The 14,909-nt window shown below is 62.2% G+C and carries 15 protein-coding genes; 3 read left to right on the forward strand and 12 right to left on the reverse strand.

The genetic code is table 11. The annotated features are described in order from the left end of the window. Complete coding sequence (locus PCJ21_RS05295; protein ID WP_269930336.1) at positions 1 to 1,176, forward strand: NnrS family protein; 1,176 nt, start codon at positions 1 to 3, stop codon at positions 1,174 to 1,176. 353 nt (positions 1,177 to 1,529) lie between these two features. Here PCJ21_RS05295 and PCJ21_RS05300 read toward each other — a convergent pair whose 3' ends face one another. The 10 genes from PCJ21_RS05300 to PCJ21_RS05345 form a co-directional block, all read right to left on the reverse strand. Beyond that, positions 1,530 to 2,489, reverse strand: coding sequence for an SUMF1/EgtB/PvdO family nonheme iron enzyme (locus tag PCJ21_RS05300; protein ID WP_333474383.1), 960 nt, complete (start codon positions 2,487 to 2,489; stop codon positions 1,530 to 1,532). Positions 2,490 to 2,505: 16 nt separating this feature from the next. Next, positions 2,506 to 3,609: a copper-containing nitrite reductase gene (gene nirK / locus PCJ21_RS05305; protein WP_269930337.1), complete on the reverse strand. Its 1,104-nt coding sequence runs from the start codon at positions 3,607 to 3,609 to the stop codon at positions 2,506 to 2,508. Between the two features lie 145 nt (positions 3,610 to 3,754). Continuing rightward, positions 3,755 to 4,462, reverse strand: a complete 708-nt coding sequence (locus PCJ21_RS05310) for a NapC/NirT family cytochrome c (protein WP_269930338.1) — start codon at positions 4,460 to 4,462, stop codon at positions 3,755 to 3,757. Between the two features lie 3 nt (positions 4,463 to 4,465). Then, the gene (locus PCJ21_RS05315) at positions 4,466 to 4,957 is read right to left on the reverse strand and encodes a nitrate reductase cytochrome c-type subunit (protein WP_269930339.1); all 492 of its coding nucleotides are present in this window, start codon (positions 4,955 to 4,957) and stop codon (positions 4,466 to 4,468) included. Continuing rightward, positions 4,927 to 7,431 carry a periplasmic nitrate reductase subunit alpha gene (gene napA / locus PCJ21_RS05320; RefSeq protein WP_269930340.1) on the reverse strand — a complete coding sequence of 835 codons (2,505 nt, stop codon included), beginning with the start codon at positions 7,429 to 7,431 and terminating at the stop codon, positions 4,927 to 4,929. The genes PCJ21_RS05315 and napA overlap by 31 nt, the downstream gene beginning before the upstream one ends. Next, positions 7,428 to 7,694, reverse strand: coding sequence for a chaperone NapD (locus PCJ21_RS05325; RefSeq protein WP_269930341.1), 267 nt, complete (start codon positions 7,692 to 7,694; stop codon positions 7,428 to 7,430). Before PCJ21_RS05325 ends, napA begins: the two co-directional genes overlap by 4 nt. Further along, entirely contained in the window at positions 7,687 to 8,184 is a 498-nt protein-coding gene (locus PCJ21_RS05330; protein WP_269930342.1) for a ferredoxin-type protein NapF, read from the reverse strand. The genes PCJ21_RS05325 and PCJ21_RS05330 overlap by 8 nt, the downstream gene beginning before the upstream one ends. A 9-nt stretch (positions 8,185 to 8,193) precedes the next feature. Next, a complete protein-coding gene (gene napE, locus PCJ21_RS05335; protein WP_154386989.1) occupies positions 8,194 to 8,346 on the reverse strand; it encodes a periplasmic nitrate reductase, NapE protein in 153 nt (50 codons plus the stop codon). 373 nt (positions 8,347 to 8,719) lie between these two features. Then, positions 8,720 to 9,865 carry an NnrS family protein gene (locus tag PCJ21_RS05340; RefSeq protein ID WP_269930344.1) on the reverse strand — a complete coding sequence of 382 codons (1,146 nt, stop codon included), beginning with the start codon at positions 9,863 to 9,865 and terminating at the stop codon, positions 8,720 to 8,722. Next, complete coding sequence (locus PCJ21_RS05345; protein WP_269930345.1) at positions 9,862 to 10,107, reverse strand: DUF2249 domain-containing protein; 246 nt, start codon at positions 10,105 to 10,107, stop codon at positions 9,862 to 9,864. The genes PCJ21_RS05340 and PCJ21_RS05345 overlap by 4 nt, the downstream gene beginning before the upstream one ends. A gap of 407 nt (positions 10,108 to 10,514) precedes the next feature. On the opposite strand from PCJ21_RS05345, the gene PCJ21_RS05350 reads away from it, so the two are divergent. Next, positions 10,515 to 10,925 carry a hypothetical protein gene (locus PCJ21_RS05350; RefSeq protein ID WP_269930346.1) on the forward strand — a complete coding sequence of 137 codons (411 nt, stop codon included), beginning with the start codon at positions 10,515 to 10,517 and terminating at the stop codon, positions 10,923 to 10,925. Positions 10,926 to 10,970: 45 nt separating this feature from the next. On the opposite strand, the gene PCJ21_RS05355 is transcribed toward PCJ21_RS05350, so the two are convergent. Then, positions 10,971 to 11,252, reverse strand: a complete 282-nt coding sequence (locus tag PCJ21_RS05355) for a DUF2249 domain-containing protein (RefSeq protein WP_269930347.1) — start codon at positions 11,250 to 11,252, stop codon at positions 10,971 to 10,973. 216 nt (positions 11,253 to 11,468) lie between these two features. On the opposite strand from PCJ21_RS05355, the gene hemN reads away from it, so the two are divergent. Next, the gene (gene hemN / locus PCJ21_RS05360; RefSeq protein WP_269930348.1) at positions 11,469 to 12,821 is read left to right on the forward strand and encodes an oxygen-independent coproporphyrinogen III oxidase; all 1,353 of its coding nucleotides are present in this window, start codon (positions 11,469 to 11,471) and stop codon (positions 12,819 to 12,821) included. A gap of 187 nt (positions 12,822 to 13,008) precedes the next feature. On the opposite strand, the gene PCJ21_RS05365 is transcribed toward hemN, so the two are convergent. After that, the gene (locus PCJ21_RS05365) at positions 13,009 to 14,907 is read right to left on the reverse strand and encodes a nitric oxide reductase activation protein NorD (protein ID WP_269930349.1); all 1,899 of its coding nucleotides are present in this window, start codon (positions 14,905 to 14,907) and stop codon (positions 13,009 to 13,011) included. Positions 14,908 to 14,909: the final 2 nt, after the last annotated feature.

A 14,909-nucleotide genomic window follows, 5' to 3' on the forward strand; every position in this document is an offset into this window, starting at 1 on the left:
ATGGGAATTCCAAGACTACGGTCCTACAAAGGGCCCGCGCTCCTGTCGTATGGGTTCAGGCCGTTCTTCCTTCTCGGGTCGGTCTATGCAGGGATCTCGATCCTGTTCTGGCTCCCGCTTTACGCTGGCCACCTCGAGACCTACAGCCTTCTGGCGCCACTGGACTGGCATGTGCATGAGATGCTGTTCGGCTATCTGGCGGCGATCATCACTGGCTTCTTGCTCACTGCCATCCCGAACTGGACGGGCCGCCTGCCCGTTCAGGGATTTCCCCTCTTGGGTCTCGTGGCGATCTGGATCGCAGGCCGCTTCGCGGTGTTTTTCTCGTCTGTCATCGGCTGGCAAGCGTCGGCGACGGTGGACGCGGCGTTCCTTGGCGCCGTCGCTCTGGCGGCCACCATTGAAATCGTTGCGGGCCGAAACTGGCGCAATCTGAAAGTGCTGCTGCCGCTGGCTATGCTTCTGGCAGCAAACGTGTGTTTCCACCTTGAAGCTCATTTTCTCGGCCTTTCCGACACGAGCCGACGGCTTGGCATGAGCGCCGCGGTGCTGCTCGTCATGGTCATCGGCGGACGAATCGTACCGAGCTTTACGCGCAACTGGCTTGTCCGGCAGAATCCGGGACGCCTTCCAGTACCCTTCAATCGCTTCGACGTGGTCTCTCTTGCAGTCGGCACGCTTGCGCTCGCCTCATGGTGCTTCGCTCCAATCAGCGTCGGCACGGCAGTTGCACTTGGGATTGCGGCCGCCTTGCAGTCGGTGCGCCTGGCCCGATGGGCCGGCGACCGGACCATCAAGGATCCACTCGTCCTGGTCCTCCACCTCGCCTATGGGTTCATTCCGGTGGGTTTCGCCCTCCTGGCGGCTTCCATCGTGCTTCCCGAGAGCCTGCCTGTCGCAGCGGGCATGCATGCGCTTGGCGGCGGAGCCATCGGCGCCATGACGCTTTCCGTCATGGTACGCGCCACGCTGGGTCACACCGGGCGGCCGCTGAAGGCCGGACACGGAGCAGCTTTCCTGTTTGCGGCCATCATCGCGGCTGCAGGTTTGCGGATTGCAGCCGTCTTTCTCCCGGAACTCCATCTGATCGAGATCGCAGGAGCGGCATGGTCAGTGGCGTTCCTGGGATTTGCCGCACTCTTCGGGAAGGCTTTGTTACAACCCAAACTGACGTAACAGGTACAGAGGTCCGCCACAGCAGCGTGACGCGGGTGATGCCAGGCAGCTATCACGGACAACGCGTCTTGCTGCCACAGCGATGTGCTTGGCAGCGGTCGGCGCTCCCTTCTTGCCTCCACTGCGCGTTTTTGCGCTGGAGCGAAGAGCCATGCAGGCCCCCGATTGAACCAAACGCCGCAATTCATGTTTGACACCTGCATCAGTTGGCCTCGTCATCCGTCAACGCGGATGAGTTGCGGCTCTCATCTTCAACGTCGAGGGGAAACACAATGGAGGACCACTTCAAAGGGGGCAGACCGTTGTCGATGAACCATCCCTCGCGCGCCGGATCACTTGTTCGGCATGGGAAGTCAGGAGCCTAACATTTCGCGCCCTAGCCTCCGGATCTGCTCCAGGAAAGCGGCAATGGTCATGAAAGCAGGCCGTTCCCGAACCAGCCGGAAGCCCAGATTGTCGGGCGGCAAGCCAACAGCACACCCACCGCTTTTTCCATCTCGGATGAAGTTGGACATGTATGTCCGGTGGAACCCCTCGACGACGTGAACGCCGCAATTCTCGACTGACGTTTCGGTGGCCTTGCCGTCTGCGGCCATGGTGACGCGTGCATAACATGTCGATGTCCATTCCCAGACGTTGCCCGCGATGTCCGCCACGCCCCTGGAGTTCATGCCAAAAGAACCGCGGCTTCTCGGCGCTGGATCTGCTTTCCGCGCCAGGTCCACCTCTCGCTGGTAGCTCGACAGCCAAGCGCGGGCGGGATTCTGCGGGTCTTCTTCCAACGGTTCCATGTCGCCCCGGAACCGTTCGCTGGCGGCATGCGCCCATTCCTCGTCGGTTGGCAGCCGCCATGTCTCTCCAGTCGCCTCGGAATACCAGCGAGCGTATGCCTCGGCGTCGAGGTAGCTCACGCCAGTTACCGGAACGCTGCCGCTTCCTTCCGCATCCGCCGTCTTGCAGGCTCCGGAGCTGACACAGCGCGCGTACTCGTCCAGGCTCACCTGGTACTTCATGATCTCAAGAGGCTGACTGATGGCGACCTGCCTTCGCGGCGCTTGAACAGGGCGCTCATTCATCAGAAATTCGCCAGGCTCTGCGTGCGAGAACGAGCCAGGTGCGGCCGCAACGATTATTGCTGCGGGGGCTCGGATTTGCCTATGTTCCGAAGGCTCAGCCCAATTCAGCAGGGCAACGGCTCCGACCGTCACGACGGCAGCAGCGCCGCCGACTAATCTTAGCGTATTGACTGGCATGGTGGTGGCCTTCAACGAAACGCGACCCGCCGGGGGCCGACGGGTCGCGCTCGCTTCCATTGTTCAGGTCCTGCTGTCAGTTCATCGGGATCGGTCTGGGCGCGTCGACCTGTTTCATCAGGTCGTCGTTCCACTCGCCTTCGACAGTGAAGTGAGCAGTCGCCCCCAGTTCAACGGCTTCGATGAGATTGTGGTTCACGTAGGCGTAGACGCCGGGCTGAAGGAAAGTATACAGCGCTGCGCCTGCGGATCCGCCGCGGATGAACCAGGTCTCAAGGTCCTTTGCCGGAGGGTTGGCGAACTTGCCTTCTTCCCAGACATAGTCCCCATGCCCGCCGATCAAGTGCGGCCGGGTATCGCGATTGGCCTGCGAGTGGACGATCATGACGGTTTCGCCGACCTTCGCCGTCATGGCGTTCTTTCCCGTGAGGGATCCGACCTTGCCGTTGAAGACCACATGGGTCGGGATCAGGCCGCGCATGACCTTGAGCGTGTCGTCGTAGCTTTCGCCGAGGGATTCATACTTCTTGTATTTGCCGTTCTCGTCCCGCGGAATGTAGAACTCGTTCTCTCCGACGTAGTAGATCTTGTCGTAGCGAACGGGCTCGCCCTTTTCGTTCTTCAGTCCTTCACGCGGCAGGACCATCACGGTCCCGCTCATGCCCGAAACCACGTGCCACGGGATCATGCCTTCCGGCGCGCAGTGGTAGACGAACGTCCCTGTGCGCGTGGCCTTGAACCGCAGCGTTACCTGCTCGCCGGGATTGACGTGCGTAAGCGCCCCGCCGCCAAGCGCGCCCGTGGCGGCATGGAAGTCGATGTTGTGGGGCATTTCGTTCGTCTCCGGATTGACCAGAGTAAGTTCCACGTAGTCGCCCTCGTGAACGACCATCATGGGGCCGGGGATCGAGCCGTTGAACGTCATGCCCCGGAGTGTGGTGCCCTCGTCATCGATCACGATCGGCTTTTCTTCGATCTTCATCGTGAACTCGACGACCTTTGGGCCGCCCTTGGCCACCTGGTCGTGTTCATGGACGAAGGGCGGCGCAACGAGCGATACCTTCTGGCGAGGAAGGGCCGCGATATCAGCGGTCTGTGCCTGGGTCGGGAAGGCAGGTATCGCGGCCGCCGCGGCAGCCGCTACGACTGCTCCGATGAGGGCTTCGCGTCGCGTGAACATCTCAATCTCCTTGTGAATGTCGTTTCGACAAGGAGAACGATATGACTGGTCCCGGTCCTGCTCTTTGTTCTGGAGCAATCATCGCCGCCGCAACCATAGGGTGCGACAATTTCGACCGAAATCACGTAACGCCAGGGGCTGGTCGTCACTTCGCGAAGCTATGCGAAGCCGGGTGATAGCTCGTCATCAGGCGTTCAAGGTCATCGATCGCCGTGGATTGCGGCAGCTGTTTTCCCTCCAGCTCGGGCGGCACCTTCCAGCCCGGGTCGACGCCTTCCATGTTCGGAAGCTCGTGAGCGATGCCTTTGTGGCAGTCGATGCAGGTCGCCTTGGCCGATAGGAGATAACGGGTGTGGATTTCGGCCGCGCGTGTGGTTTGTTTGGACAGGTCCATTGCCACGGAAGAATGGCAGTTGCGGCATTCAAGACTGTCGTTGGCCTTCAGCCGCGCCCACTCATGCTGGGCGAGCTCGAGACGCATGTCCAGGAACTTGCGCCTGGTGTCGATGGTCCCGAATATCTTGCCCCAGACTTCCTTGGAGGCCTGCATCTTGCGTGCGATCTTGTCAGTCCATTTGTGAGGCACATGGCAGTCCGGACACGAGGCGCGCACGCCGGATCGGTTGGAGAAGTGCACCGTCCGCGTCAGCTCTTCGTACACGTTGTTCTTCATCTCGTGGCACGACGTGCAGAACTGCTCTGTGTTGGTCACCTCAAGCGCCGTATTGAAGGCGCCCCAAAAAATGACGCCGCCAACGAAGCCCCCGAGGGTCAGGAAGCCCAGGCCGAGCGTTGCCGCCGGAGTGGTGAGGATGCCCCACGCCCAAAGAACGAGTTTCTTGATCGATTGCATCGTTCACTCGCTCCCGGCGGGTTCGACGCCCATCTCGCTCATGTCCTTGAACAGGTTTTCCACCAGTGGCTTCACGTCCGCCTGCGGCACGTGGCACGCCGTGCAGAAATACCGCCGCGGCGACACGTCGGCGATCATCTGGCCTTCGCGCGTCAGGTAGTGGGTGACGCTGATCATAGGCGCGCCCGACCCTTGGGTGAACTCGCGCTTGTGGCACGACAGGCAGCGGTTGGTGTTGACCGAGAGCTGATAGCCTTCGATCGAATGCGGGATGACCGGAGGTTGGTCAGGATAGGCTCGCATCTTGCGGACGTCGTCAACGACCCACTTGGGCAGGGGGTCGGCGGGCAGTGACTCCATTGGCGGAGTCGCTCCCGTCAGTTCCGAGGCCATCTGGGCGATCGCCGCAGTCCCTGTGAGGAGAACGACGGCAGCGAGCGCCACCGCCAGCTTGTGCCGCTTGATCAAGCGGCCGATACGATCTTGACCGCGCATTTCTTGAAATCCGTCTGTTTGGAGATGGGATCGGTAGCGTCGAGCGTAACCTTGTTGATCAACTGGCTAGCGTCGAACCATGGCACGAAGATCACTCCGCTTGGCATGCGGTTGCGGCCTCGCGTTTCCAGCCGCGACCGGATTTCGCCCCGGCGCGAGATGATGCGGATTTCGGCGCCATGGTTGAGACCGCGTTTTCGCGCATCGTCGGCGTTCATGAAACACCGCGCCCCGGGGAACGCCTTGTAGAGCTCTGGCACGCGCATGGTCATCGAGCCCGAATGCCAGTGCTCAAGCACGCGGCCAGTCACCAGCCACAGGTCGAATTCGTCGTCGGGCGATTCCGCCGGCGGCTCGTAAGGCACGGCCAGGATGACCGCCTTGCCGTCCGGACGGCCGTAGAACCGCACCCCCTCGCCCGGCTTGACATAAGGGTCATAACCCTCGCGGTACCGCCACCTCGTTTCCTTGCCGTCCACCACGGGCCAACGCAGGCCTCGCTCTTCGTGGTAGCGATCGTAGGGCGCCAGATCATGGCCGTGGCCCCTGCCGAAAGCAGCGTACTCCTCAAACAGGCCCTTCTGCAGATAAAAGCCAAAGTCCTTGGACTCGACGTTTTCGTATTCAGGGTTGATTTCCGCTACCGGGAACTTGTCCACATTGCCGTTGCGGAAGAGAACGTCGAACAGCGTCTTGCCACGGTATTCGGGGTTCGCATCGAGGATCTCCGCGGGCCAGACCTCGTCCGTGGTGAAACGCTTCGAGAACTCCACCAACTGCCAGAGGTCGGACCGTGCGTCCCCTTTCGCCTGCACCAATTGGTGCCACACATGGGTTCGGCGCTCGGCATTGCCGTAAGCGCCTTCCTTCTCCACCCACATGGCAGCCGGCAGGATCAGGTCCGCGCTCAAGGCGGTTACGGTCGGGTAGACATCCGACACGACGATGAAGTTGTCGGGATTGCGGTAGCCGGGATAGGTCTCCTGGCTGTTGTTCGGCCCGGCCTGGACGTTGTTGTTGACCTGCACCCAGTAGAAATTGAGCTTGCCGTCCTTGAGCATCCGGTCCTGCTCGACGGCGTGGTATCCGGGTTTGTCGGGCAGCAGACCGTGCGGCAGCTTCCATATTTCCTCGGCATGCGCCCGATGCTCGGGATTGGTAACCACCATGTCAGCGGGCAGGCGATGTGCGAAGGTCCCGACCTCGCGGGCGGTTCCGCACGCCGACGGCTGGCCGGTCAGCGAAAACGGGCTGTTGCCCGGCTCCGAGATTTTGCCCGTCAACAGGTGGATGTTGTAGACCATCTGGTTGGCCCACACGCCGCGGACGTGCTGATTGAATCCCATCGTCCAGAGCGACATGACCTTGCGGGCCGGGTCGGCATAGAGCTCGGCAAGCTCCTCCAGGAACTCGCGTTCGACCCCGGTAAGCTCGACAGTCTTTTCCAGCGTGTACTCCGCCACGAAGACTTTGAACTCGTCGAAGCCGATGGGCTCCATCTTGCCCGCGTCGGCCGCTCCCTTTGCCGCGACCTCCAGCGGGTGCTCGGGCCTGAGTCCGTACCCAATGTCGGTGGTGCCCTTCATGAAAGTCGTATGGTCGCGTACGAACGCCTCGTTGACGCGGCCCGTCGTGATGATGTGGTTTGCGATGTAGTTGAGGATCGCCAGGTCGGTCCCCGGCTTGAAGATCACCGGGATGTCGGCCAGATCCATGCTGCGGTGGGTGAACGTCGACAGGACCGCGACCTTCACATGCGGATGCCCAAGCCTGCGGTCCGCAAGGCGCGTCCACAGGATCGGATGCATCTCCGCCATGTTCGAACCCCACAGAACGAAAGCGTCGGCGGCCTCGAAGTCATCGTAGCAGCCCATCGGCTCGTCCATGCCGAATGTCCGCATAAACCCGTAGGCAGCGGACGCCATGCAATGCCGCGCATTGGGGTCGAGGTTGTTGGAGCGGAACCCTGCCCGCATCAGCTTGGTCGCTGCGTATCCTTCGAAAATCGTCCACTGGCCGGAGCCGAACATGCCGACGGCGGTCGGTCCCTTCTCCTTCAGCACCTGCTTGCACTTCTCGGCCATCACGTCGAAGGCTTCGTCCCAGGAGACTGGCTCGAATTCCCCCTCCTTGTCGAAGACCCCGTTCCGCTTGCGAAGCAGCGGCGTGGTCAACCTGTCGGCGCCGTACATGATCTTGGAAAGGAAGTACCCTTTCACGCAGTTCAGGCCACGGTTGACCTCCGCCTGCATGTCGCCATGCGTGGCAACGACCTGGCCTTCCTTGACCCCGACCATGACCCCGCACCCGGTGCCGCAGAAACGGCATGGCGCTTTCGACCATTTGATCTCGAGGGCACTCACCCCACCGGGGACCGGCTGCGCGGCAGCCGGCAAGGAGATTCCGGCTGCGGCAGCCGCGATGCCAGCCGCATGGGCCTTCAGAACCTCGCGCCGTGTCAGTTCGGTCGTCATTGTCCCGGGACCTCCGCTTCTTCAATGTGTTCAAAAACCATGTTCGCCGCGACCACCCCGTCAAGCAACGCCATCCGTGTCAGGCAGTCGCCCATTGCTCCGGTACTGTCACCTTCAATCACGACGACAATCTTGCCTTGGTGCCTGGCCCTGACCTCGACCCCTTCCATTGCCGCAAGCAGGACAGCAACGCTGTCCGCCTTTTGGGGCAGCGCGGAGATCACAGCGCTTGAGATATGGCGAGTGCGGACGCTGTCAGGCATGTTCTACTTCCTTGCGGCGTTCCGCGACCGTGATCGCGCCCGCGGGGCAGACGCTGATGCAGCGCCCACAGCCGCTGCAGGCAGCTTCATCCAGCTCAGGCAGGAACGGGCCCCCCACGCGGGGACGGAACCGGATGGCTTCTTCCGGGCACGCGTCCCGGCACGACTGGCACGCAATGCCATTTTGGGCGAAACACGACGGGCCGATTGAGACGGCAGAAAGAAGTCGGCGCGGAACGTCGCCGACGAACACAGGTTCGGGACAGGCGGCGGCACACTTGCCGCAGAAGGTGCATTCGCCGCCGGCGAAATCCAGAAACGGCAAGCCGTCCTTGAGCGACACGATCACCGCAGGACAGGCCTCGACGCAGGCGTTGCACCCCGTGCACGAATGAAGGTCCACCGCCCCCGGCGGACGTGCCAGAAGTTCAGGCGGCAATGACGTGCGTGCGGTAAGGAACGAACGTCTGGTTATCTCGGCGGTGCCCATGTCCGCGCCTCAGCCGCCATGCGGCCCGGGTGGGCCAAAGATGATCTGAAACATCCAGACAAGAAATCCGTAGCCGCCAACCACTCCGACGGCCACAACGGGCCAGATTCCAAAGGCCAGAACAAGAAAGGCGAAAAGCTCATTGCGTCGCTTGCGCCGCATGTCGGGCACCAACGCTTCATCGGGTGTGTCTTGAGCCATGAAACCTCTCCCTAGATGTCGAGCGTGTCCGACATCCTTGGTACCTCTGCGACAAGCTATTTAGATCGTCTTTATGTCTAGAACGTAACTGCCAATCACGGCTGCATGCTCCCACACGGGTCTTTTCTTTTCATCGCCCCAGACTAGCCAAAAAAGTGGCATTCGCAACGAATCCATCTCAACTATTCCGGAGGTAGCAGAGACAGCGTATTATACCCAGGATCTTGACGATTTGATCGAGGCAGACGTTCGAATGGGACGTTCGCGGCAACCGATGCCGAACTGATCACGGCCAAGGCCCCAAGAGTTCCACTGCAACTTGACGAGGCAGCGTCTAGCGATCCGGTGGGCATCGGCGGACGAGCAATGGCTGATGGAACGCTGCGATAAATAGCAGAAACGCAACGAGCCAAAGCCCGCCTGACGACGCCAACCACACCGAAGCGATACCGGGGAGAAGTTCACCCCCAACGCGAACGACCGCCGCGCACGTCATTGCGGTGTAGGCTGCCGTGGCGCGAATTGACCGGGCAAAAGCGAGTCCGCTGTGCTTCCGGATCATGCTCCCCATGATTGCCAGCGACATCGTTCCGAACGCCCCTACGGTCCAGGCATGCACCGCGGCCGCTGTGCTGGCATACAACGGCGCCAATATGTGGAGGGCCAGCAGGGCGAAACCCAGTCCGATCCAACAGTATCCCACATGGAGCGCCGCGACCGCTGCGGGCAGACGAACCCGCCAGCCTCGCCATTGCGTCGCCCGCGCCAGCTGGAGCGAGGCACATGCCGCGCAGGCGACGGCGGTGACTTGTCCGTTGGGCATTGCGATCCAGAAAGTGAGCGCCAACGCTGCAACCACCGCCGATGCCTTCTCTACAACTGCCACCGGAGCGGAGACTGGCTGAGCACCGGAATTGCAGAGATACGCGGCCGTCAAGGCAGGGATGACCCGACCGCCCACGACCATCAGCAGGCCCGTCATCGTTGCGAGCGACAGACGCAGCGTGAGCTCAATTTGATATGATGCCGCGGTCATGGTTGCGCTTGCAGAGAAACCGAATAGCAGCAGGACTATCTTGTAGTTCCGACGGTCCCTCGAGGCGATAACACTCCCCGCCGTCGTCAGGGTGAGCGCGAACAGGAAAACCGCAGCGATAGCTGGCCCGCTGCCGTGCGGCCCAAGGACGTACGATCCGCGCGCGGCGATCCACAGGGCGAGAAGGAATTTCGACACCGCGTTCCGCGGCCCTGCCCGCCCGGTCCAACGCGGAAGGGCCGTCAAGAGGAAGCCCGCGAGCATGGCGGGAAACGTGCCGTACAGCAGAACTTGGCGATGCCAGTCGCCGGCCGACAGGCCCGCAAGCCACGGCTGTGCCCATGACAACGCCGGGGTCCAAATCGCGGCTCCGACAAGCGCATCCAGCGAAGCGACGGCGAAAAACGGGCGGAACGGCTCCTTGCCGTATGACGGCCGCGTCAACCGGGCAGCGGCTCGGCTGCCCGCTTGCCGATCTCAATGAGCCAATAGGGCGGCCCCGCCTGCAGACAGACCCAGCTATGCTCTTTGTCGAAAAATGCGTCAAATTGACGGGATAGCTTGCCTGGATCGAAGTCACAAACGACCACACACGCCTCGCCAGGATTGAGACCGTCGAAGATCGACAACACTGCCGCCCGCTTCTTTGCAGCTGGCAGATTGCTGACGTCGAAAGTTGAGTTCATCGCCACACTCCATTTGTGGCAGCGACTTCAGCAAGATTCGACATGCGCTTCCTTGCGCAGCGACAAAGAAGTTGGCCCCGGTTTCCCGTATGTGGCGAAGACCTGACATGCAGCCAGTTGCCGCATGTCCAGTCTTCTGACGGACAATACGAGGCGAGACGATGCAAACTTCACTGGGGGATTTTCGGAGCCGAACGACGGAGCGGCGCTGCAACAGGTTCCGTTTCCTGGTGGCGCGTTGGTGGTTGCGAGAGGTGTGGCATTGGACCAGATAGGCGCGCCTTGCCTGCCGCACAGCGGACGGCGGGGATCATGAGTCTTTGTTCCAGCACAACGAAAGGACGTTCGCGACACGCTAGGAACGGCAATTCGAGTTGCCATGGTGACCCAAGGAGGAGAAGGCTTCCATGACTGTTCCCATTGTTAAGGCGTATGCAATCTGGAGTTCGGCCGTTGAGCGCTACCAGGATTGGCGGGAGCGTCGAAGGACTTTCCGCGAAGTGGAAGGTCTAGATCAACGCGAGCGCAGCAGATTGCTTCTCGAGGTCGGCATGACAACCACAGATTTCGCAACCGCAATGCGGTTTGCCTTCGCGTCAAGCATCCTGCTGCCGGAGGCGTTCAGGTCAGTGGGTGTGGATTACGACAAGTTCGAGGCCCGCCATCCGGAATGGAACCAGGACATGCGCCGGACGTGCATGCTCTGCCCGGAGCGGCGGCGCTGCAATGACCGACTGAAGGACTCGTCGTTCGCGGCGACCTATGCGGAGTTTTGTCCCAATAGCCGCAGTCTGGAAGAACTGGTCTCGGTCCACTAGGCAGTGGAGCGGTGCGGGGCCATTGCGCGCCCGCACCGCAATCCGTCAGTCGTCGCCGCAGCAGCACCCGCAGCCCGACTGAGCGCGTCGTCCGATTTGGACGCGCCAGGTTTCTGGGCCCTGCTCCAGATATTCCCAATCGAAAAGTCCGGGATATCTCACCTCCAGCTGATAGTGCAGCGGACGCGGGTCATGATCGTTCATGAGCACGAAAGAGCCGCCTTCGGCCAAGGATTCGATCTGTCCAAAAATCCGGGGATGCCGCTCGGGACGGGGGATGGCCCGAACGTCGATGACGGGGATGGAATCGTTGTCTGCAACTGCCATGTAGCTTTGTCCTGCGGCCTCCAACTAAACCCATGCCGAGAGGGGCCAGCTCCATTCTCGACAGGCGGGGGCAACCTAATGCGGCATGCGCGGCCGCAGATTGTGCAAGCGCAAACAACCGGAAGAAACAGCAGTCCAGGCGACGCTTGTTGCGTTGGAACAACGATGGCAGGACAACGAGGCGGGTAAGACAATCGGCGAAAACATAGGTGCCCGATGTCCCAGTCTATCCTGCAAAAGTACGGCGACGCTCGCCTCCCCCGCTACACCAGCTATCCGACCGCGCCCCGCTTCTCGCCAATGATCGGCGTTGACTCCTATGGCGACTGGCTCGAGCAACTGCCCGGCAAGGATCCCGTCTCGCTCTATCTGCACATCCCGTTCTGCCGATCGATGTGCTGGTATTGCGGCTGTCACACGACAATCACCCGGCAGGACCGCCCGATCCTCGACTACCTCGCCGTGCTGCGTGACGAGATCCGGATGGTTGCCGAACGCATCCAGCACCGCCTCCCGGTTGGCGAGGTACATTTCGGCGGTGGCACGCCAACCATCATCTCGCCCGCGGAATTCCTCGAACTCGTCGGGCTCTTGAGGAAGCGCTACGCCTTCTCCGATACGACCGGGATCGCTGTCGAAATCGACCCGCGTCGGCTGACGCCTGAAATGGCGCAGACGCTGGGGCAAGCAGGCGTCACCCGCGCCAGCCTCGGCGTGCAAAGCTTCGATCCGGTGGTGCAGAAGGCAATCAACCGAATCCAGAGTCGGAAGGAAACGGCGGAATCCACTGACAATCTCCGCCGCGCGGGAGTGGGCGGCATCAATTTCGACCTGATCTACGGGCTTCCGCATCAAACGGTGCAGTCCTGCATCGATACGGCCAATGCAGCCATTGAAATGCTGCCGGACCGCTTCGCCGTTTTCGGCTATGCGCATATCCCCTCCTTCAAGAAGCATCAGCGCATGATCGACGAAAATGCCCTGCCCGACGGGGCCGCGCGCAACGAACAGGCGGAGGCGATTGCCGCGACGCTGGTCGCCGCCGGCTATCGCCAAATCGGCCTCGACCATTTCGCCCTGCCCGGAGACGATCTGGTGCAGGCGCAGGAGTCAGGTCATCTGAGACGCAATTTCCAGGGCTACACCACGGACAATTGCGAGACGCTCATCGGCTTCGGCGCTTCTGCCATCGGCCGCATGAAGCACGGCTATGTTCAGAACGAGGTGGCGCCAGGACTGTATGCCCAGCGGATTGCCGACGGGGAGTTGGCTACGGCCAAGGGCTATCGGCTGACCCACGAGGACAAGGTGAGAGCCGAGATCATAGAGCGGTTGATGTGCGACTTCGAGGTCGACATTGCGGCGGTCGGCCAAACCCACGATTTCGATACGTCAGCGCTGCTTGCCGGCAACGAAAGGCTGGCGGATCTGGCTGGCGATGAGGTGGTCCACCATACGGGCAGCATGATCCGCGTCAGTCAGGAACATCGTTTTGTCATCCGTGCAGTCGCCGCGGCCTTCGACGCATATATCGACCAGTCGACGCGCACGCACAGCAAGGCGGCATAGGGCGAGCGTTCTGCCGCTGCTGAACTGTCTCTGAAAGGTCGCATTCCTTCGCGCCACCCTCTGTCCTGCAGCACAGAGGGGGCGCTAAGGAGCGGGGCGCTTATTGTTCCGAATCCATCGAAACACCCCCACGCAAAAAGGCCCGGCTCTGGCGCGCCGGGCCTTTCGCCATCGCGGCCTTGTCCCCCTAGCCTGCAAGGCTGCGATAAATGGCGGGAAGCGCTGCCGGCAGCCGCCCGATGTTGCCGACCAGCGCATAGCCGTTTTGGCCGAACATCGCCGGAACGTAGGACTTTGCTTCGCGGTCGACCGTCACGCCGAAGACGCCGAGCCCCATGCGTCGCGCCTCGACCACCGCGCGGCGGCTGTCCTCGAGCGCGAACCGTCCCTCATAGTGATCGATGTCGTTGGGCTTGCCGTCGGTCAGCACCAGAAGCAGCTTCTTCCGGTTGGGCTGCTTGCCGAGCTCGGCGCTCGCGTGCCTGATGGCCGCGCCGATGCGGGTGTAGTAGCCCGGCTTCAAGGCCGCGATGCGGGCCTCTACCGTCGCTCCCATCGGCTCGTCAAAAGCCTTCACCGACTCGATCCGGACCCAGTCTCGGCGGCGCGACGTGAAGGTCAGGATCGAGTGATTGTCGCCACAGGCGGAGAGCCCGTTGGCCAGGATCAGCAGGGCTTCCTTCTCGACGTCGAGCACGCGTCGGTTGTCGAACCAGGCATCAGTCGACAGCGACACGTCGACAAGGATGGTGACGGCAAGGTCGTGCACCTGCGGCCGGCTCATCAGATGGATACGGTCGCTGCCCTGCCCGCCGGCGGCAAGGTCGGTGCGGGCGCGCACCACCGCATCGAGGTCGAGGTCGGCACCGTCGAGCTGGGCGCGCAGCACTTCGCGGCGCGGCCGCAGCACTTCAAACTGGCGACGCACGCGTCGAATGAGGCGTCTCGTTTCGATGTCCGGCTCGGCTGTGCTGCCTAGCGCCGAAGCAGGTGCTGCCAGCACGCGGCAATGATCGGGTAGATAGGTGCCCGAGCGGAAATCCCATTCCGGATAGGTCCGCTCCGCCGTCAGCGGCGTCCGGTCCAGCGCCTCCGGCGGCAGATCGAGGTCGAAGCGAAAGCGCGACGCGGGACGGCCCTTGCGCTCGCCAAGTGTCATGTCGTCAAGGTCTTCGGCCGCCTTGGCATCGTCGTCGCTGTCGTCGGACGGACGGTCGACATTGACCATCTCGGCCATCGCAAGGATCTTCTCGAAGCGATTGAGGATGAAAGGGCTGCGCTCGTCGGTGCGTGCATCCGCGTTTTCTCGGACGGCGACCTTCCGTTCGGTTTCGTCGCCGCCAGCCTCACGGCCGCCAGTGACGGGCTCGTCCTCGCCACGACGGGCCGCGGTCTCGGCGCGCAGCAAGGCATCAGGCCATAACGGTATGGGCAGCATCGGCAAGTATCCCGCCGGGGCACGGTGGGGAAAGATCACGGGCAGCGTATCGTCGGGCAGTCCCGCCTGCTGTCTCAGCAGGCGCGCCACGCGCCCTTCGACCTGCGCTTCAACCGTGGGCAGCGGACCGCGCTGGCGGGCAGCAAGCGTTGCCGCGGCAAGGCGGCTGTAGCGCCGTCCAAGTCCCGGAAGAGCTGCCACGACTCTGGCCGTCGTGTCTTCCGCGCGCCGAAGCACTGCAAGGTCGCGCAGCAAGGGATCCGTTTCCGCGATGGAATCCAGCGGCATCGCCGCCATATAGGCAACCAGCCAGACATAGAGGTCGCGGTTGAGTGCCCTGTCGGGGAACAGGTCGATCGATGCAGGCAGCATAAGGGACGAGCCGTCGCGCGCTGGCTGGGCGAGCTTTTCCTCGCCGAGCCCCATGCGTTGCCGCCAATTGAGGCGATGGCCAGAAGTCTTGCCGCGAACTGCAGCGACCTGGACGGCCCCCTCGCCGCCAAAACCGCGGAAGCAGATCGCCAGCACAGGCTGCACTGCAGCCAGTTTCACCGCATGCTCCGGATGGCGCGGCCAGGTCTGGACGTGGCCGATCAGGCGGTGCCAGGCGCGGCCGACCGTTTCCTCCAGCTCAAGGAAATCCAGCATGG

The sequence above is a fragment of the Aminobacter sp. HY435 genome (assembly GCF_027568395.1).
Classification (GTDB): Bacteria; Pseudomonadota; Alphaproteobacteria; order Rhizobiales; family Rhizobiaceae; genus Aminobacter.

What these genes read in the sequence shown, in the direction of transcription:
- PCJ21_RS05350 (WP_269930346.1), top strand. Translation starts at nt 10,515, where the DNA reads ATGACTGTTCCCATTGTTAAGGCGTATGCAATCTGGAGTTCGGCCGTT.
- PCJ21_RS05315 (WP_269930339.1), bottom strand. Translation starts at nt 4,957, where the DNA reads ATGCGCGGTCAAGATCGTATCGGCCGCTTGATCAAGCGGCACAAGCTG.
- PCJ21_RS05345 (WP_269930345.1), bottom strand. Translation starts at nt 10,107, where the DNA reads ATGAACTCAACTTTCGACGTCAGCAATCTGCCAGCTGCAAAGAAGCGG.
- napE (WP_154386989.1), bottom strand. Translation starts at nt 8,346, where the DNA reads ATGCGGCGCAAGCGACGCAATGAGCTTTTCGCCTTTCTTGTTCTGGCC.
- nirK (WP_269930337.1), bottom strand. Translation starts at nt 3,609, where the DNA reads ATGTTCACGCGACGCGAAGCCCTCATCGGAGCAGTCGTAGCGGCTGCC.
- PCJ21_RS05365 (WP_269930349.1), bottom strand. Translation starts at nt 14,907, where the DNA reads ATGCTGGATTTCCTTGAGCTGGAGGAAACGGTCGGCCGCGCCTGGCAC.
- PCJ21_RS05330 (WP_269930342.1), bottom strand. Translation starts at nt 8,184, where the DNA reads ATGGGCACCGCCGAGATAACCAGACGTTCGTTCCTTACCGCACGCACG.
- PCJ21_RS05310 (WP_269930338.1), bottom strand. Translation starts at nt 4,462, where the DNA reads ATGCAATCGATCAAGAAACTCGTTCTTTGGGCGTGGGGCATCCTCACC.
- PCJ21_RS05355 (WP_269930347.1), bottom strand. Translation starts at nt 11,252, where the DNA reads ATGGCAGTTGCAGACAACGATTCCATCCCCGTCATCGACGTTCGGGCC.
- PCJ21_RS05300 (WP_333474383.1), bottom strand. Translation starts at nt 2,489, where the DNA reads ATGGAAGCGAGCGCGACCCGTCGGCCCCCGGCGGGTCGCGTTTCGTTG.
- napA (WP_269930340.1), bottom strand. Translation starts at nt 7,431, where the DNA reads ATGACGACCGAACTGACACGGCGCGAGGTTCTGAAGGCCCATGCGGCT.
- PCJ21_RS05325 (WP_269930341.1), bottom strand. Translation starts at nt 7,694, where the DNA reads ATGCCTGACAGCGTCCGCACTCGCCATATCTCAAGCGCTGTGATCTCC.
- hemN (WP_269930348.1), top strand. Translation starts at nt 11,469, where the DNA reads ATGTCCCAGTCTATCCTGCAAAAGTACGGCGACGCTCGCCTCCCCCGC.
- PCJ21_RS05295 (WP_269930336.1), top strand. Translation starts at nt 1, where the DNA reads ATGGGAATTCCAAGACTACGGTCCTACAAAGGGCCCGCGCTCCTGTCG.